The 18,091-nt window shown below is 68.3% G+C and carries 16 protein-coding genes and 1 tRNA gene; 11 read left to right on the top strand and 6 right to left on the bottom strand.

The features are described from left to right. Positions 1-26: 26 nt before the first annotated feature. Complete coding sequence (hemC, locus tag DFP88_RS09185; protein ID WP_110814116.1) at positions 27-959, top strand: hydroxymethylbilane synthase; 933 nt, start codon at positions 27-29, stop codon at positions 957-959. On the opposite strand, the gene DFP88_RS09190 is transcribed toward hemC, so the two are convergent. Genes DFP88_RS09190 through DFP88_RS09200 form a run of 3 tightly spaced genes read right to left on the bottom strand, consistent with a single transcriptional unit; the run spans position 932 to position 3,566 of the window. Further along, positions 932-1,732 (bottom strand): MFS transporter, encoded by an 801-nt coding sequence (locus tag DFP88_RS09190; protein WP_110814117.1) that lies wholly within the window; start codon positions 1,730-1,732, stop codon positions 932-934. The two genes, hemC and DFP88_RS09190, sit on opposite strands and share 28 nt — an antisense overlap. After that, entirely contained in the window at positions 1,645-2,157 is a 513-nt protein-coding gene (locus DFP88_RS09195; RefSeq protein ID WP_110814118.1) for an MFS transporter, read from the bottom strand. The genes DFP88_RS09190 and DFP88_RS09195 overlap by 88 nt, the downstream gene beginning before the upstream one ends. Further along, entirely contained in the window at positions 2,154-3,566 is a 1,413-nt protein-coding gene (locus tag DFP88_RS09200) for an FAD-binding oxidoreductase (RefSeq protein WP_110814119.1), read from the bottom strand. The genes DFP88_RS09195 and DFP88_RS09200 overlap by 4 nt, the downstream gene beginning before the upstream one ends. A 103-nt stretch (positions 3,567-3,669) precedes the next feature. Here DFP88_RS09200 and DFP88_RS09205 point away from each other — a divergent pair. Beyond that, positions 3,670-3,746 (top strand) — tRNA-Met (locus tag DFP88_RS09205). Between the two features lie 128 nt (positions 3,747-3,874). Further along, complete coding sequence (locus DFP88_RS09210) at positions 3,875-4,549, top strand: epoxyqueuosine reductase QueH (RefSeq protein WP_110814120.1); 675 nt, start codon at positions 3,875-3,877, stop codon at positions 4,547-4,549. A 59-nt stretch (positions 4,550-4,608) separates the two neighbouring features. Here DFP88_RS09210 and mobA read toward each other — a convergent pair whose 3' ends face one another. Together mobA and fdhD are read right to left on the bottom strand one after the other, a co-directional pair. Further along, positions 4,609-5,205 carry a molybdenum cofactor guanylyltransferase MobA gene (mobA, locus tag DFP88_RS09215; RefSeq protein WP_110814121.1) on the bottom strand — a complete coding sequence of 199 codons (597 nt, stop codon included), beginning with the start codon at positions 5,203-5,205 and terminating at the stop codon, positions 4,609-4,611. Position 5,206: 1 nt separating this feature from the next. Then, the gene (gene fdhD, locus DFP88_RS09220; RefSeq protein ID WP_110814122.1) at positions 5,207-5,971 is read right to left on the bottom strand and encodes a formate dehydrogenase accessory sulfurtransferase FdhD; all 765 of its coding nucleotides are present in this window, start codon (positions 5,969-5,971) and stop codon (positions 5,207-5,209) included. Between the two features lie 118 nt (positions 5,972-6,089). On the opposite strand from fdhD, the gene DFP88_RS09225 reads away from it, so the two are divergent. From DFP88_RS09225 to DFP88_RS09235, 3 genes are all read left to right on the top strand, one after another. Then, positions 6,090-8,384 carry an FdhF/YdeP family oxidoreductase gene (locus tag DFP88_RS09225; RefSeq protein WP_110814123.1) on the top strand — a complete coding sequence of 765 codons (2,295 nt, stop codon included), beginning with the start codon at positions 6,090-6,092 and terminating at the stop codon, positions 8,382-8,384. Between the two features lie 390 nt (positions 8,385-8,774). Beyond that, on the top strand, positions 8,775-10,007 hold the full coding sequence (locus tag DFP88_RS09230; protein WP_110814124.1) for an aromatic ring-hydroxylating oxygenase subunit alpha: 1,233 nt from the start codon (positions 8,775-8,777) through the stop codon (positions 10,005-10,007). A gap of 4 nt (positions 10,008-10,011) precedes the next feature. Then, positions 10,012-11,079 (top strand): FAD-binding oxidoreductase, encoded by a 1,068-nt coding sequence (locus DFP88_RS09235; protein ID WP_425450817.1) that lies wholly within the window; start codon positions 10,012-10,014, stop codon positions 11,077-11,079. 75 nt (positions 11,080-11,154) lie between these two features. On the opposite strand, the gene DFP88_RS09240 is transcribed toward DFP88_RS09235, so the two are convergent. Next, on the bottom strand, positions 11,155-12,483 hold the full coding sequence (locus tag DFP88_RS09240; RefSeq protein WP_110814125.1) for an MFS transporter: 1,329 nt from the start codon (positions 12,481-12,483) through the stop codon (positions 11,155-11,157). A 198-nt stretch (positions 12,484-12,681) separates the two neighbouring features. Here DFP88_RS09240 and cyoA point away from each other — a divergent pair, with 198 nt between their 5' ends. From cyoA to DFP88_RS09265, 5 genes are read left to right on the top strand one after another with little or no spacing between them, the layout of a single operon-like run. Further along, positions 12,682-13,917 carry a ubiquinol oxidase subunit II gene (gene cyoA, locus DFP88_RS09245; protein ID WP_220032305.1) on the top strand — a complete coding sequence of 412 codons (1,236 nt, stop codon included), beginning with the start codon at positions 12,682-12,684 and terminating at the stop codon, positions 13,915-13,917. 11 nt (positions 13,918-13,928) lie between these two features. Beyond that, on the top strand, positions 13,929-15,953 hold the full coding sequence (cyoB, locus tag DFP88_RS09250) for a cytochrome o ubiquinol oxidase subunit I (RefSeq protein ID WP_110814127.1): 2,025 nt from the start codon (positions 13,929-13,931) through the stop codon (positions 15,951-15,953). Positions 15,954-15,961: 8 nt separating this feature from the next. Next, positions 15,962-16,573 carry a cytochrome o ubiquinol oxidase subunit III gene (gene cyoC, locus DFP88_RS09255; RefSeq protein WP_245904749.1) on the top strand — a complete coding sequence of 204 codons (612 nt, stop codon included), beginning with the start codon at positions 15,962-15,964 and terminating at the stop codon, positions 16,571-16,573. Further along, on the top strand, positions 16,570-16,956 hold the full coding sequence (gene cyoD / locus DFP88_RS09260) for a cytochrome o ubiquinol oxidase subunit IV (RefSeq protein ID WP_110814129.1): 387 nt from the start codon (positions 16,570-16,572) through the stop codon (positions 16,954-16,956). The genes cyoC and cyoD overlap by 4 nt, the downstream gene beginning before the upstream one ends. Further along, a complete protein-coding gene (locus DFP88_RS09265) occupies positions 16,956-17,699 on the top strand; it encodes an SURF1 family protein (RefSeq protein ID WP_110814130.1) in 744 nt (247 codons plus the stop codon). The genes cyoD and DFP88_RS09265 overlap by 1 nt, the downstream gene beginning before the upstream one ends. Positions 17,700-18,091 lie beyond the last annotated feature (392 nt).

The raw sequence follows: 18,091 nt of genomic DNA on the forward strand, positions 1-18,091 counted from the left end.
CGCGCGCGGGGCGTAAAGGCGGCGCCATGCAGATGCCCGACCCCCAAAGCCCTCTGAAGATCGGTACCCGCGGCTCGCCGCTTGCGCTTGCACAGGCGGAGGAGGCGCAGGCGCGCCTCGCCGTGGCCTGGGACCTGCCCTTCGAGGCCTTCGAGATCGTGATCATCCGGACCACCGGCGACCGCGTGGTGGACCGCCCGCTGAGCCAGCTGGGCGGCAAGGGGATGTTCACCAAGGAGATCGAGGAGGCGCTGCTCTCGGGCGGCATCGACATCGCGGTCCATTCGACCAAGGACATGCCGACGCGGCAGCCCGAGGGGCTGGCGCTGGACTGCTTCCTCGAGCGGGAGGACCCGCGCGACGCCTTCGTCAGCCTCGTGCATGGGGGCATTCGCGACCTGCCCGAGGGCGCGACGGTCGGCACCTCAAGCCTGCGGCGGCGGGCGCAGCTTCTGGCGCGTCGGCCCGACCTCAGGGTCGTGGAGTTCCGCGGCAACCTGCAGACGCGCCTGCTGAAGCTGTCGGACGGCGTGGCGGATGCGACCTTCCTTGCCGCCGCAGGCCTGTCGCGGCTGAAGATGACCGAGGTGCCGGCGCGCGCCATCGCGCCCGAGGACATGCTGCCCGCCGTCGCGCAGGGCGCGATCTGCATCGAGCGGCGGGCGGAGGACGCAAGGACCGGCGCGCTGCTGGAGCCTTTGCGCCATGGCCCGACGCATCTGAGCATCGCGGCCGAACGCGCCTATCTCGAGGCGCTGGACGGATCGTGCCAGACGCCGATCGCCGGGCTGGCAGAGCTTTCGGGTGGCCAGCTTCGCCTGCGGGGCGAGATCCTGCGCACCGACGGCTCCGAGGTGCTGACGGGCGACGAGACCGGCGCGGCCGAGGACGGGGCCGAGATCGGCCGCGCCATGGCCGAGCGGCTGCTGGCTCAGGCCGGGCCGGGGTTCTTCGACTGACGCTTGTCGCGGCGCCGGTCGAGCCCCAGCAGCCAGCCCATGCCCGTGACCACCAGAGCCGCCCCCAGGGCCGCGACAAGGCCGTAGCCGGCCATCGCGGTGCCGAGGCCGAAAAGGCCCGCGGCCATGCCCTCGGCCCCCGCCCGCTCGACCGACAGGAGGGCCGCGCCGGCGCCGGCGCGCAGGGCGAGCAGATCCTGCAGGTAGGCGATCGAGAGGGCGAAGATCAGCCCGCCGCCGATCGCCTGCAGCGGCACCAGCGCCCAGAGCCAGGCCGATGGGGCAGCCAGCGGCAGAAGCGCGAGGTAGGCGGCGTAGAAGAGGGCGCCGATTCCCACGAGGTGCAGCCGCCGCAGGTAGGGCGTGAAGGCGCCCACGGACATCATCACCACGACCTCGAGCCCGACCGAGCCGCCGAAGAAGAGGCCGAGGTCGGCGTCGGGCCGCCCCGCCTGCGTCAGGATCAGCCCCAGCACCGCGCCCGAGACCGCGGCGCCCGAGTTGATCGCCCCGACAAGCAGCACCCGCAGCAGCACCGAAGGGGCGAGGATCTCTGACAGGGCGGCGGTGAAGGGCAGGCCTGATTTCACCTCCTGCCAGGGCGCTTCGTCGTCCCGAGGCCAGCGGCGCCAGACCCAGGCGAGTTGCAGCAGGCCGGCGGCGACGACGCCGGCATAGATACCGGTCAGCGGCATCCCGGCAGAGAGCGCCGCACCCCAGAGCGGCAGCACCGCGATGAAGGGCAGGGCGAAGACCGCGCGGATCGTCGCCATGGCCCTTCGCGCAGGCGCTGCGGATGCGGCGCAAGCGCCAGGCGCGCCGTCGCGAAGACCTGCCCCATCATCGTGCCCGCCAGCGGCAGCAGCAGCACATGCGCCGCGACGAAGGCCCAGGGCGTGCGCAGCAGCAGGACGAGGCCGGCGCCCGCCGCCATCGCGGCGGAGGCGGCCAGCGCCATACGCCGCCGCTCGGGGTGCTGATCGGTGCGGATGCCGATCAGGATCGAGAGGCTGACGCTCGAGACCAGCAGCGCGGTCAGGATCAGAGCGAAGGCCTGGTCGGAAAAGCCGAAGCGCCGGATCGCCATCAGCGACTGGAAGGGAAAAATCGAGGCGCCCATCACGCCCTGCAGGACGATGGTGCCGCAGAGCATGCGCAAGAGCGGCTCGCGCCAGAGCAGGCGCAGCGAGGCGATCATGGCAGAACCTTTCCGGGATTGAGGATGCCCTTGGGATCGAGCGCCGCCTTGATGCCGTGCATCGCCGCGAGGGCCGCCGGATCCTTGTGCCGCGCCATGGAGGCGCGCTTGGACAGGCCGACGCCATGCTCGGCCGAGAAGCTGCCGCCCATCCGGGTGGCAAGCGCGTCGATGGCCTCGCGCAGCGCGTCCTTCAGCGCCGCGTCGTCGCGGGTCGGGTAGGCGGTGTAATGGATATTGCCGTCGCCGAGGTGTGCCACGACCAGCTCGCCCACGCCGGGATCGATGGCCTGCAGCGCCGGGCCGATACGCTCCAGGTAGTCGGCCACGAGGTCGAGCGGCAGCGCGACGTCGGTATCGACGAAGGGGCGGCGGGCGAAGGTCACCTCGGCCGCGGCCTCGCGGCGGGCCCAGATCTCGGCCCGCTGCGCCTCGTTCTGGGCGATCACCGCGTCGCCGAGCGTGCCGTCCTCGAGCAATGCGGCAAGCACCGTCTCCAGCCTTTCAGCAAGCGGGGACTGCCCCTGCGGGCCGGGGGCCGCATCGACGTCCGAGGTGGTGGCGACCTCGATCATGATGGTCACCGGCCAGTCGCCCTCGAAGGGACGGCGCCCGCCGGTATGGGCGGCCCAAGCCTCGATATAGCTGCGGGGCATCAGCTCGAAGGCTTCGACCGCGCCGCCGGTGGCGTCCTGCACCGCGTTCAGGACCCGCAGCGCGGGCGGCAGGGCGGGCAGGGCGACCATCGCCGTGGCATGGGCGCGCGGGCGCGGCGCCAGCTTGAGCGTGGCGGCGGTGATCACGCCCAGCGTCCCCTCGGCGCCGATCAGCAAATCGCGCAGGTGATAGCCGGAATTGTCCTTGTGCAGCGCACCCATCAGGTCGCAGACCCGCCCGTCGGCCATCACCGCCTCGATCCCGAGGCAGAGGTCGCGGGCATTGCCGTGTCGCAGCACGTTCGGCCCGCCGGCGTTGGTGGACAGAAGCCCGCCGATGGTGGCCGAGCCGCGCGCGCCCAGCGTCAGCGGAAAGGACAGGTCCTCCGCCTCGGCGGCCTCGTGCAGGTGGCTCAGCACGACGCCCGCTTCGACCACGGCGACGCGGCCCTCGCGGCGGATCTCGCGGATGCGGCTCAGCCGGTCCAGCGACAGGACGACGGCGCCCGGCGCATGGGTGGCGCCCGTAAGCCCGGTGCGCCCGCCGGCGGGCACGATGGGGGTGCCGGCCTCATGCGCGATGGCCAGCACTGCCGAGACCTGCGCCGTATCGGCGGGGCGCAGCACGGCGGCGGGTTCCCCCTGATAGGCGCCGGTCCAGTCCCGCGCCCAGGGCGCGGTGTCACCGCCGGTCAGCACATGCGCCGGTCCCAGCGCCTGGGTAAAGCGGCGCAGCAGGGCTTCGGTTGCCATATGGGGTCTCCTTCCGCGCCCGTGATGCCGGATGACGCAACGAGACGGAAGAGCGGAACGTACTTGACCGCCCGCCGCGCCTCGCCTAAGTCAGCCGCGGCTTGGCGGAGTAGCTCAGTTGGTTAGAGCAGCGGAATCATAATCCGCGTGTCGGGGGTTCAAGTCCCTCCTCCGCTACCAAGTCTTCCTACATGATCGCGGAACGCTGAACCGGCCCTCGGTCCTGGCCGGAGAAGTACCCGCGCGCGCGGCCGCCACACCCTCCTCGCCGCTTTTTCTTCGATCCCGACCGTGGTATCGGATCGGGCATGACCGATCCCGCGACCACGACCGACCGCCCCGTCCTGACCCCGCCCGATGGGCACCGGAAGGTGCTTCTCCATTCGTGCTGTGCGCCCTGCTCGGGCGAGGTGATGGAGGCGATGACGGCAAGCGGGATCGACTACACCATCTTCTTCTACAACCCCAATATCCACCCGCAGCAGGAGTACCTGCTGCGCAAGGAAGAGAACGTCCGCTTCGCCGAGAAGCACGGCGTGCCCTTCGTCGATTGCGACTACGACACGGACAACTGGTTCGCCCGCGCCAAGGGGATGGAGTGGGAGCCGGAGCGCGGCATCCGCTGCACCATGTGTTTCGACATGCGGTTCGAGCGGACCGCGCTTTACGCGCATGAGAACGGCTTTCCGGTCATGACCTCCTCGCTCGGCATCTCGCGCTGGAAGGACATGAACCAGATCAACGGCAGCGGGGCCCGCGCCGTCGCGCCCTACGACGGTCTGGACTACTGGGATTTCAACTGGCGCAAGGGCGGCGGTTCGAACCGGATGATCGAGATCTCGAAGCGCGAGGAATTCTACCAGCAGGAATACTGCGGCTGCGTCTATTCCCTGCGCGATACCAACCGCCATCGCCGCGAGGTCGATCGCAAGCCGATCGAGATCGGCAAGTTGTACTACAGCAAGGCCGACAAGGCGGACTGATCGCCAAGGCCGGCGCGCGCAGCATTACCAGACTTCTTGGCAGGCTCTCCCGCCTGCCGTCAGGCCCGGGGACGGAGCCTGTGCTGGGCCTCGGCCAGATCGGCGGGGGTGTTGATATTGGCGAAGGGCGCCTCCTCCTCGAAGAGGGCGGGGGTGCTGGCGTGATCGGCGGCGAAGGCGCCGAGGCGGCGCTGGCCCCGCTGCAGCGCCCGCATCAGCGGATCGCGCAGGCTAACCGGCCAGAGCGCGAGCGTGTGGTGACTACGCTCCGCTGTCCCGGCATGGCTCGGCCCGTCGCGCCCGGCGGCCAATAGGCGCTCCACGAGATCCGCGGGCAGGAAGGGCGTATCGACCGGCGCCGTAGCGATGGCCTCAAACCCCTGAGCCTGCGCCCAGTTCAGACCGGCGAGCACCCCGGCAAGGGGGCCGAGGCTGCCGGGCAGCGGATCGGCGATCACCGGCAGGCCGAAGGCGGCGAAGCGCGCGGCATCGCCATTGGCGCTGAGGGCCAAGGCCGCGACCTGCGGCGCGAGGCGGGCCTGCACATGCGCCAGCAGCGGCTTGCCCCCCAGCAGCATCAGCCCCTTGTCGCCGCCGCCCATGCGTCGCGCGGCGCCCCCGGCAAGGATCACGCCGCCGATGCGGTCCCGCGCCACCTCAGCCGACGCGGTAGCGATGGGAGAAGACCTCGAAACCACCGCCGCGCACCCGGGCGATCAGCGTCAGCCCGGCCCCCTCCGCCGCGTCGACGGCGGCCTGCGTGGGTGTCGAGACGGCGATCAGCATCGGTGATCCCGCCAGCGCCACCTTCTGCACGAGGTCGATCGAGACGCGGCTGGTGATGACCACGGCGCCGCCCGAGGGCGCGGTGCCCGCGAGCAGGAGCGCCCCCGTCAGCTTGTCGAGGGCATTGTGCCGGCCGACATCCTCGCGCGCGAGGGTGACGCCGGCGCCGGGCTGCAGGAAACCGGCGGCATGGACGCCCCGGCTGGCGTCGTGCAGCGGCTGAAAGGCGCGCAGCGCCTCGGGCGCGGAGGCGATCTCCTCTCCGCTCAGTCGCAGCGCCTCGTCCTTGACGGCGGGCACCTCGCGCATCGCCTCGTCGAGGCTGTCGATGCCGCAAAGACCGCAGCCCACCGGCCCGGCCATGATGCGGCGCCGCGCGCCGAGGGCCTTGGCCTGCGCCGGGGCCAGCCAGAATCGCGCCTCGATCCCCTTGGGATGCTCGACCAGTTCAAACTCCTCGACATCGCCGAGGTAGCGGATCAGCCCCTCTGACAGGGCGAAGCCATGGGCGAAATCGGCCAGGTCCTGCGGGGTCGCCATCATCACGGCCTGCGTCGTGCCGTTGCAGGTGATCGCGACCGCGACTTCCTGCGGCAGGGGGCGCCGTGTGCCGGGGGAGGGGGGGCTCTGGTACATGCTCCTTCTGTCGCGCCGGAGGAGCGCGGCTGTCAACTGTGCGGCATCGCGCGCTTGCGCCTTGGCGACCGCTGCGCGCATCCTATCATGATCCGCGCGATCCATAGGAGCAGCCGCCATGCCAGACTCTGACAGCCACCCCGATCTGCCGAAGAAAAGCGGGCCCGCCGGGGGCTGGGGCTCGATGCGCGGGATCAACGCGGTCCGTGCCACGTCCCATCCCGATCCCGCCGCGCTCGAGACGCTGCGCCGGCAGAACAAGCCCGGCGGCTTCATGTGCTCCTCCTGCGCCTGGCCCAAGCCGGCGAATTATCACCCCTTCGAGTTCTGCGAGAACGGCGCCAAGGCGACGCTCTGGGAATCGACGCGCGACCGCTGCCGGCCGGAGTTCTGGAACGATCACACGGTCGAGGATCTGAAGTCCTGGACCGACCATGAGCTCGAGATGACGGGCCGGCTGACGCATCCGCTGCGCTTCGATCACGATACCGGCCGCTATGTCGCCGTCTCCTGGGAAGAGGCGTTCCAGGGGATCGGCGCCGCGCTGGCCGATCTGCCGCGCGACGACGTGGTGTTCTATTCCTCGGGCCACGCGGGGCTCGAGGCGTCCTATCTCTGGGCGCTGATGGCGCGGCTTTACGGGAACAACAACCTGCCGCAGTCCTCCAACATGTGCCACGAGACGACGAGCGTCGGCCTCAAGAAGGTCATCGGCTCTTCCGTCGGGACGGTGCTGTGGGAGGATCTGGAAAAGACCGACTGCTACTTCTTCTTCGGGCAGAACCCGGGGACCAATTCGCCCCGCTTCCTGCATCCCCTGAAGGAGGCCAAGGACCGCGGCGCGAAGATCGTCACCTTCAACCCGGTAAAGGAGCAGGGCCTCGTCTCCTTCGTCGACCCGCAGAACCCGATCGACATGGCCACGGGCCGCGAGACGGTGATCTCGGACCAGTACCACCAGCTGAAGGGCGGCACCGACATCGCCGCCATCCTCGGCATGTGCAAGGCCGTGGTCGAGGCCGATGATGCCGCCATCGCCGCCGGCAAGCCCGCCGTCATCGACTGGGCCTTCCTCGAAGAGCACGCGACCGGCTACCGCGAGTTCATCGAGCAGGCGCGCGCCGCCGACTGGGGCGCGATCACTGGCGAGTGCGGCTTGACCGAGGGCGCCCTGCGCGATGCCGCGCAGGTCTACATGGAGGCCGAGCGGGTGATCGGCGTCTACGGCATGGGGCTGACGCAGCATGCCCATGGCTCCGACAACATCGGGATGCTGGTCAACTTCCTGCTGCTGCGCGGCAATATCGGGCGCGAGGGGGCGGGCTGCTGCCCGGTGCGCGGCCATTCCAACGTGCAGGGTCAGCGTACCGTCGGCATCGCCGAGAAGACCAAGCTCGTGCCCTTCGACAAGCTGCGCGCGCTTTTCGATTTCGAGCCGCCCGAGAAGGACGGCACCCATATCGTCGATGCCGCGCAGGGCCTGCTGGAGGGGCGCATCCGCGCGACGCTCTGCCTTGGCGGCAACCTGCTGCGCGCGCTGCCCGAGCGCGACCGGCTCGAGGGCGCCTGGGCGGGGCAGGACGTCACGGTCATGATCTCGACCAAGCTGAACCGCACGCATCTGTTCCCGGGCAAGACGGCCTATATCCTGCCCTGCCTGTCGCGCAGCGAGAAGGACGAGCAGGCGACCGGCAACCAGTACATCTCGGTCGAGGACAGCTTCTCGATGATCCACGGATCGCAGGGCAAGCAGAAGCCGGCCTCGGACTACCTGAAGTCCGAGATGGCGATCGTCGCCGGGCTGGGGCAGGCGATCACGCCCGAGCACCCCAAGCGGCCCTGGCGCGCCTGGACGCGGGACTATGCGCTGGTGCGCGACCTGATCGAGCAGACCTATCCCGACGATTTCCGCGACTTCAACGGCAGGCTGAACACGCCCGGCGGCTTCTGGCGCGGCAATGCCGCCCATCGCCGGGTCTGGAACACCGAGAGCGGCAGGGCCGAGTTCACCCGTCCGGGCAAGCTGAACGCCCTGTCCTTCGATCCGGAGGAGGGGCGGTTCACCCTGCTGACCATGCGCTCGAACGACCAGTTCAACACGACGATCTACGGCTATTCGGACCGCTTCCGCGGGATCGAGGGCACGCGCGACGTCCTGTTGATGAACGAATCCGACATGGCGCGGCAGGGGCTGTCGCATGGCGACCGCGTCGCCCTCGTCGGCGATTCGGGCGACGGGGTGGAGCGGCGGCTTGGCGGGCTGGAGGTGATCCGGTTCAACCTGCCGGAGGGCACCGTGGGGTCCTACTACCCCGAGTGCAACGTGCTGGTGCCGCTCGATCTGCATGACGGGCTGTCGAAGACTCCCGGCTCCAAGGCGGTGCCGGTGCGGATCGAGAAGACGCCCGCCTGAACGTTGCGGGCGCCGCCCGGCGCCCGCAATCGCCTGCCCCCGCGTCGGAGACGTTCGGCGCCAAGTCGCAATCAGGACGACCGGGCGGCCCCGCCGGATCTAACCTGACCCTGCAAGCGCGGGCCGTCGGCCCGCAGGTCGGGCAGCCGGGGAGAGGCCGGCGCTGCCCCCGCACCGGTGACGGGGCGGCGGGCGCGGCAGGGGGCAAGAGGGCCCGCCCCATGCCGTGCCTGCCGCCCCCCAGCCCGGACCCCGGCCTTGCACGAGACGTCTAACCGCGGGTGGCGGTCGGGCGCCGGCAGCAGCCGCGGCCCTGTCCCCGTGCCTGCCCGGCGTCCCCTGTCCCCGCAGCCTGCAGGGCCGCCGCCGCGCGGCAAAAGGGACGGTGCCATGCCGACAGACATCCAGACGCTCCTCTCGCGCCGCATCCCCGGTCACGCGCTGGAACAGCCCTTTTACGGCGACGAGGCGATCTTCCGGCAGGATCTCGAGGCCATCTGGTACCGCGACTGGCTGTTCACCGCGCCCTCCTGCGAGCTGCCGAAGACCGGCGCCTATGTCACGTATCAGGTGGGCGACTACCGCGTGGTGATCGTGCGGGGCGCGGATGGCGTGATCCGGGCCTTTCACAACACCTGCCGCCACCGCGGGTCGGTGATCTGCAAGGCGGCCAAGGGTGTCGCGCCCAAGCTGGTCTGCCCCTACCACCAATGGACCTACGAGCTGGACGGAAGGCTGCTCTGGGCGCGGGACATGGGGCCGGACTTCGACGCCTCGGCCCATGGCCTCAAGCCCGTGCATTGCCGCGAGATGTCGGGGCTGATCTACATCTGCCTCGCCGATGTGCCGCCCGATTTCGACGAGTTCGCAGCGCTGGCGCAGCCCTACCTCGCGCCGCACAACCTGGCCGAGGCGAAGATCGCGCATGAATCGACCATCGTCGAGGAGGGCAACTGGAAGCTGGTCTGGGAGAACAACCGCGAGTGCTATCACTGCGGCGGCAATCACCCCGGCCTCTGCCGCACCTATCCTGACGATCCGTCCGTCACGGGAATCGGCGAGGGGGGCGAGATGCCGCCCGCGCTGGCGGCGCATTTCGACCATTGGGAAGGGGCGGGCCTGCGCTCTCGCTTCCACCTGTCGGAGGACGGCGCCTACCGATTGGCGCGGATGCCGCTGAAGCCGGGGGCCAAGAGCTATACCATGGATGGCGAGATCGCGGTGCAGCGGCGGCTCGCCGGGCTGCCCTCGGACGAGGCGGGGGTGCTGATGCAGTTTCTCTACCCCTCGACCTGGAATCACCACCTGGCGGATCATTCCATCGTCTTCCGCGTCACGCCCATCGGCCCGCGCCAGACCGAGGTCTCCACCAAGTGGTTGGTGCACGAGGATGCGGTCGAGGGGCGGGACTACGACCTCAAGCGGCTGACGGAGGTCTGGATCGGTACCAACGACGAGGATCGCCGCGTGGTCGAGGACAACCAGCAGGGCATCGATTCGCCGGCCTACGAGCCGGGGCCCTATTCCGCCGTGCAGGAAAGCGGCGTGATCCAGTTCACCGACTGGTACTGCCGCACCATGACCGAAAGGCTGGCGCCGCAGGCTGCGCTGGCGGCAGAGTAGGGCGGTGCAGGACGTGTCGCCGCTGCGGAGCGGGCGGATCTGGGACGGATCCGAACCGCTGGAATGCGTCTCGGTGATCCCCGAGGTGCCCGATACCGCCACCTTCTCCTTCCGGGCCCCGTCAGGCGCCCTCTTCGATTTCAACCCCGGCCAGTTCGTGACGATCGAGGTGCCGGTCCCTGGCGGCCCGGTCTGGCGGACCTGGACGATCAGCTCCTCTCCCTCGCGGCCGCGGGCGCTGTCGATCACCGCCAAGGCGCAGCCCGGAAGCTATGCGACGCGCTGGCTTCTCGACAATCTCGAGCCGGGGATGCAGCTGCGGGCGACGGCGCCAACGGGGCGGTTCACCTGCCTCGACCATCCGGCGGAGAAGTACCTTTTCATCTCGGCCGGGTCGGGCATCACGCCGATGATGTCGATGACGACCTTCATGTTCGATCTGGGGACCGAGCCGGACATCGTCTTCGTCAACTGCGCGCAGCGCCCCTCGCATATCATCTTCCGCGAGCGGCTGGAGCATATGGCCAGCCGGGTGCCGGGGATCGATCTCAAGTGGGTGATCGAGCAGCCGGATCGCTATCATCCCTGGACCGGCTACCAGGGCCGCTTCAACCAGCTGATGCTGGGCCTCATGGCGCCCGACTACCTTGAGCGCGAGGTTTTCTGCTGCGGGCCGGAACCCTTCATCACCGCGGTGCGAGAGGCCCTGTCCGGCCTTGGCTTCGACCTCGAGCACTTCCACCAGGAAAGCTTCTCTGCCCCCGCCGAAGAAGTGCCGCTGCCCGAGGACGTGGTGCCCGAGGAAGGCGCACAGGCCGAGATCACTTTCGCCGCCTCGGGTGTCACCACCCGCTGCGCCGAGACCGACACCGTCCTTGCCGCGACGCGCAACGCCGGGCTGAACATCCCCTCGGGCTGCACTTTCGGGGTCTGCGGCACCTGCCGGATCAAGAAGCTCTCGGGCGAGGTGCATATGGTCCACAACGGCGGCATCACCGAAGACGACATCGCCGAGGGCTGGATCCTCGCCTGCTGCTCGCATCCGCTGGGGCAGGTGACAGTCGACGTCTGAGGATCGCGGATCGGTCCTGCAACGCAAAAGGGGCGCCCGGTCGGGGCGCCCCTTTCGTCATTCCCTGGGCGGGCCTCAGCCCTCGAGGTGCGACATCATCCGGCCGAAGAACCACAAGGCGATCAAGGTGCAGATCGCGCCCGACAGCAGGTAGAGGCCAGCGGCAGGCAGGCCGAACCAATGCGTCAGCAGCAGCGCGGTCAGTGGCGCAAAGCCCGCCCCGAAGAGCCAGGAGAGATCCGAGACTACGGCAGAGGCGGTGTAGCGGCTTTGCGTCTCGAAGAGCGAGGCGACGGCCCCCGAGGACTGGCCGAAGCCCAGCCCGAGGATGATGAAGCCGACCACCATGTAGATCGTCTCGCCAGCCGCGTCGCCAGAGAGCAGCAGCGGCGCCAGAATGGCGAAACCCGCGACGCCCCAGGCGCTGATCGTCAGCACCCGGCGCCGCCCGATCCGGTCCGCGAGGTAGCCCGAGGCTACGACGGCCAGCAGCCCGAAGCCCGCGCCGAGCGCCTCGATCATCAGGAAGCCGGTGACCTCTTCGTCGGTGTAGAGAAAGACCCAGGACAGCGGGAAGACGCTGGTCATGTGGAACAGCGCAAAGGCCGAGAGCGGCACGAAGATGCCGAGGATCAGCGTGCGGATGTTCACGCGGATCGTCTCGCGCAGGCGGCTGGGCTGCAGCTCGCGCTGCTGGAACAGGGCCTCGTATTCCTCGGTCGCGACGATCCTGAGGCGCGCGAAGAGCGCCACGACGTTGATCGCGAAGGCGACGAAGAAGGGATAGCGCCAGCCCCAGTCGAGGAAGTCGACCGCCGGCAGGCTGCCAACGAGGAAGGCGAAGAGAAGCGTCGCGACGATCAGGCCGATGGGCGCGCCAAGCTGCGGCACCATGGCGTAGAACCCGCGCTTGTCTTTCGGGGCCGTCAGCGCCAGCAGCGAGGCGAGACCGTCCCAGGACCCGCCAAGCGCGATGCCCTGACCGATTCGCAGGATGCAGAGGCTGGCGATGGCCAGCCATCCGGCGGTGTCGTAGGAGGGCACGAGGCCCATCGCCACGGTCGAGGTGCCCAGCACGAAGAGCGCGATGGTCAGCTTGGCGACGCGGCCGTGCAGACGGTCGATGGCCAGGAAGATCGCGGTGCCGACGGGGCGGGCGAGGAAGGCCAGCGCGAAGATGCAGAAGGAATAAATCGTCGCCGTATAGGGATCGGCGAAGGGAAACAGCCGCTGCGGAAAGACGATGACCGAGGCGATGGCGAAGACGAAGAAGTCGAAGAATTCCGACGTCCGCCCGATGACCACGCCCACGGCGATGTCCGAGGGCGAAACGTGGTGGATGTCGTCCCCGCCGGCGCTGGCGTTGCGCCCGTCCGGCGCGGCGTGATCGGCGGTACTGGTCATGAACGCTCCTGTCGGCCATCGCGGTTGCCCCGCTGCCGCCCCGGCCGGGGCGCAGGCGCAGGGCCTCGCGGCTTCATGCCACCAAGGCGCCGAATGCGGCAGGTGACAAATTGTCCTATGTCGGATTTGGACGCGCGGCGATAGTAGGTGCGTGCCGCCGGTCTCCGGCCCCCTTAGCCGCTCATGACGAGGTCTCCCATGCGCCGAGTGCTGTCTCGCCTCTTCTGGATCGTCCCGGTGCTGATGCTGGGCGCCTGCAAGCTCGAGGTGCTGGCGCCTTCGGGATATGTCGCCGCGCAGCAGCGCGACCTTCTGGTGATCTCGACCCTTCTGATGCTGATCATCATCCTGCCGGTGATGGCGCTGACGATCTACTTCGCGCTGCGCTACCGCGCCTCGAACGAGCGGGCGAGCTATTCGCCCGACTGGGACCACTCGACCAAGCTCGAGCTGGTGATCTGGGCGCTGCCGCTGATGATCATCATCGCGCTGGGCGCCCTGACCTGGGTCGGCACGCACCTTCTTGATCCCTATCGCCCGATCTCGCGCATCGACGCCGAGACCGAGGTGCCCGAGGATGTCGACCCGCTCGAGGTGCAGGTCGTCGCGCTCGACTGGAAATGGCTGTTCATCTACCCCGAGCAGGGCGTCGCCGCGGTGAACGAGCTGGTGGTGCCGGTCGACCGGCCCGTGCTCTTCTCGCTGACCTCGTCTTCGGTGATGAATGCCTTCTACATCCCCGCCATGGCCGGGATGGTCTATGCGATGCCGGGGATGGAGACCTCGCTTTACGGCGTCTTCAATAGCGCCGGCACCTTCCAGGGCATGGCCTCGCACTACTCTGGCGCGGGCTTCTCGCAGATGCGCTTCGATGCCACCGCCGTGGACGAGGCCGGCTTCGAGGAGTGGGTCGCCGAGACGCAGTCCGGCGAGGACCGCCTCGACCGCCTGTCCTACCTGCAGCTCGAGGAGCCGAGCATCGCCGTTCCGCCCGCGACCTACGCCGGGGTGGAGCCCTACCTCTTCGACCGCGCGGTCAACATGTGCGTCGAGGAAGGCAAGATCTGCATGGCCGAGATGATGGCCATCGATGCCGAGGGCGGGACCGGCCTTGCCGGCACGATGAACGTCGCCTCGCTGACCTACGACAAGTACCAGCGCCGCGGCAGCCGTGCGCCCGTTCTGGGATGGGAGCCGTTCCAGGTGACCGGCTTCTGCACGCCCGAGGATACCGCGCTGATGTTCGCCAGCGCCGATGAGCCGAGCGCCGCGCCGATCGACCTGACCCGCCTGCGCGGCCGGGCCGTTGACGCGCCCGCCGGCCCGCTCTCGCTGATCGAGGGCAGCCGCGCCCTGACATGGCTGATGCCGCCGACTAACGAGCGCGCCGAAGCCGACACCACCGGTGGCATGGCCGCCGACGAAACGCTCTGAGGAACACGCAAATGGCTGTAGAAGACCTCGCGGGCCTGCCCGCCGTTCCCGAGACCTCCTTTCTGCTGGGCCGTCTGACCTGGCAGGCGATCCCGCACGAGCCGATCGTGGTGGTCACCGCCATCGTCGTGGCGCTGGGCGGCATCGGCCTGCTGGCGCTGCTGACCAAGTTCCGCCTTTGGGGCTATCTCTGGCACGAGTGGTTCACGACCGTCGATCACAAGAAGATCGGCATCATGTACATGATCCTCGGCACCGTCATGCTGGTGCGCGGCTTTGCCGACGCCATCATGATGCGGCTGCAGCAGGTCATGGCCTTCGGGGGGAACGACGGCTACCTGAACTCGCATCACTACGACCAGATCTTCACCGCGCATGGCGTGATCATGATCTTCTTCGTGGCGATGCCCTTCGTCACCGGCCTGATGAACTACGTCGTGCCGCTGCAGATCGGCGCGCGGGACGTGAGCTTTCCGTTCCTGAACAACTTCTCGTTCTGGATGACGGTCGGCGGCGCGGTGATCATCATGGCCTCGCTCTTCGTGGGTGAATTCGCGCAGACCGGCTGGCTGGCCTTCCCGCCGCTCTCGGGGATCGGCTACAGCCCCTACGTCGGGGTCGACTATTACATCTGGGGCCTACAGGTCGCCGGGGTGGGCACGACGCTCTCGGGCATCAACCTGCTGGTGACCATCGTGAAGATGCGCGCGCCGGGCATGACCATGATGCGGATGCCGATCTTCACCTGGACCTCGCTTTGCACCAACGTGCTGATCGTCGCCTCCTTCCCGGTGCTGACGATGACGCTGATCCTGCTGACGCTCGACCGCTACGTCGGCACGAACTTCTTCACCAACGACCTCGGCGGCAATCCGATGATGTATATCAACCTCATCTGGATCTGGGGCCACCCGGAGGTCTACATCCTGATCCTGCCGCTCTTCGGCGTCTTCTCGGAAGTCACCGCGACCTTCTGCGGCAAGCGCCTCTTCGGCTATACCTCGATGGTCTATGCGACCGTCTGCATCACCATCCTCAGCTACGTCGTCTGGCTGCACCATTTCTTCACGATGGGTTCGGGCGCCTCGGTGAACTCCTTCTTCGGGATCACGACCATGGTGATTTCGGTGCCGACGGGGGCCAAGATCTTCAACTGGCTCTTCACGATGTACCGCGGCCGCATCCGGTTCGAGCTGCCGATGATGTGGACCGTCGCCTTCATGCTGACCTTCGTGATCGGCGGCATGACGGGCGTGCTGCTGGCGGTGCCGCCGGCGGACTTCGTCCTGCACAACTCGCTGTTCCTGGTCGCGCACTTCCACAACGTGATCATCGGCGGCGTGCTCTTCGGCATGTTCGCGGCGATCAACTACTGGTACCCGAAGGCCTTCGGCTACACGCTCAACCGGTTCTGGGGCCTCGTGTCCTTCTGGTTCTGGGTCGTCGGCTTCTGGGTCGCCTTCGCGCCGCTCTACGTGCTGGGCCTGATGGGCGTGACGCGCCGGATGCGGGTCTTCGACGATCCCTCGCTGCAGATCTGGTTCGGCATCGCCGCCTTCGGCGCCGTGCTGGTCGCCATCGGCATCGCCGCCTTCTTCGTGCAGATCGGCGTGTCCATCTGGCACCGTAAGGCCTACCGCGATGTGACCGGCGATCCCTGGGACGGGCGCACGCTGGAATGGGCGACGTCTTCGCCGCCGCCGGCCTACAACTTCGCCTTCACGCCGGTGACCCACGGCATCGACACCTGGTGGGAGATGAAGGCCCATGGCCAGACGCGGCCCGCTGCGCCCTACCTGCCGATCCACATGCCCAGCGGCACCGGCACCGGTGTGGTGCTGGCGGGGCTGGCGACGGTCTGCGGCATGGCCATGGTCTGGTACATCTGGTGGCTCGCCGTGCTGTCCTTCGCCGGGCTGATCGGCGCCGCGATCTACCACACCTTCAACTACAACCGTGACTTCCACATCCCCGCCGATGCCGTGGCGCGGGTGGAGACAGCCAGGAACCGCGCGCTCGACGCGGCAGGGGTTTGACGATGAGCATGGCCGAGCCGACAACGCCCAGCTTCTGGGACACCGACCCGCATCATCACCCCGAGGGGGCCTCGACCAGCCTCGGCTTCTGGGTCTACCTGATGAGCGACTGCCTGATGTTCGCGGTGCTCTTCGCGGTCTACGGCGTGCTCGGCGGCAGCTATGCCGCCGGCCCCGGGCCGCAGGACCTCTTCGACCTCGAACTGGTGGCGATCAACACGGCGCTCCTGCTGTTCTCCTCGATCACCTACGGCTTCGCGATGCTGGGCATGGTCAAGGGCCGCAAGGGCGAGGTGCTGACATGGCTCGGCATCACGCTGATCTTCGGCGCGGCCTTCCTTTGCGTCGAGATGTACGAGTTCTACCACCTGATCCACGAGGGCGCGGGGCCGCAGCGTTCGGGCTTCCTCTCGGCCTTCTTCGTCCTGGTCGGCACGCACGGGCTGCACGTCGCCTTCGGCTCGCTCTGGCTGATCACGCTGATGGTGCAGGTTTCGCGCTATGGCCTGATCGAGGCGAACAAGCGCCGCCTGAGCTGCCTGTCGATGTTCTGGCACTTCCTGGACGTGATCTGGATCGGCGTCTTCACCTTCGTCTATCTGCTGGGGATGATCCAATGAGCAAGGAAACGGCGACCCATCACCACGACGAGCATGCGCACGACGGGCCCGACCACGGGAGCTACCGCAGCTACCTGACCGGCTTCGTCCTCGCGGCGGTCCTGACGGCTGTGCCCTTCTACCTGGTGATGACGGGCGGCTTCGACTCCTCCCTCGCCACGGCGCTGACGGTCATGGGCTTTGCCGTCGTGCAGATCGTGGTTCACATGATCTACTTCCTGCACATGAACAGCCACTCGGACGAGGGCTGGACCGCGATGTCGCTGATCTTCACGCTGATCATCGTGGCGATCCTGCTCTCGGGCTCGCTCTGGGTCATGTATCACCTGAACACCAACATGATGCCGCAGATGAACCACGAGCTGACGGGCTTCGGCAGCTGATGCCGGGGCGGGCGGAGAACCGGGGTCCAGACCGGCCCGCCCGCAGCCATTCCTTCAGACGCCTCGCGCCGCTCGTCGGCGCGGGGCTTTTTTGTGCCCTCTTCGTCGCGCTGGGTGTCTGGCAGCTGCAGCGCCTCGCCTGGAAGACCGACCTGATCGACCGGGTCGAGGCGCGTCTGGCCGCCGCGCCCGTCGCGGCCCCCGGGCCGCAGGACTGGTCCGGCTTGAGCGAAGAGGCAGATGAGTACCGCCGTATCGAGGTGAGCGGGACCTACGCGGGCCAGAGCCTGCCGGTCCTGGCCGTCACCGTCCTTGGCCGCGGCTACTGGGTGATGACACCTCTCGAGACCGCGGATGGCTGGAGCCTTCTGGTGAACCGCGGCTTCGTGGCCGACGATCGTGCCGCAGAGGGGCTTCCCGAAGCGCCGAGTGGAGAGGTGACCGTGGAAGGCCTCCTGCGGCTCAGCCAGCCGGGCGGCGCCTTCCTGCGGTCCAATGCCCCGGAGGAGGGGCGCTGGTACTCGCGTGACACCGGCGCGATGGCAGAGGTGCAGGGCCTCAACGAGGTGGCGCCCTACTTCCTCGATATGGAAGGACCGGCAGAGGCCGGGGCGGAGGCCCCCGTTCCGGGGCTGACCGTGGTCGACTTCCGCAACACCCACCTGACCTATGCGCTGACCTGGTTCGTGCTGGCGATCCTGTCGGTGGTCGCGCTCGTCCTGCTGCTGCGCCGCAGGGGGTAGGGGAGCATCCCCTACTGTTTGCGATTCCCCTTATGGGTCGAGTCGCCAGCCAAAAACACTTGACCCAAGGGAAGAAGCGCCCTTCTATCGAGTCAGCCAGCGCGGATTCGGCGGATCTGGGGTCTTGAGAGCCCCTCTGACGATCTGAATTCGGTGGCCGACAGGTTGAAGCGGCGCGGGGCAGGGGTCTCCATGTCGCGAAATCGCAGCTCTGCGCAGGATAATGGCGCCAGAGACCGGCGGATGCGTGATTTTCTTGCACAGTGCAGAAAATCGATCTTCGGCCGAAAAAACCACTTGCGGGGATCCGTCACTAACCGTAGAACCCCTTTCACCGGCGGCGCTGAGGCGCCACGGGGCGCCAGACGGGCGGGACGGACGGAGCGGCGGAG

This window comes from Pseudoroseicyclus aestuarii (genome assembly GCF_003217255.1).
GTDB lineage: Bacteria > Pseudomonadota > Alphaproteobacteria > Rhodobacterales > Rhodobacteraceae > Pseudoroseicyclus > Pseudoroseicyclus aestuarii.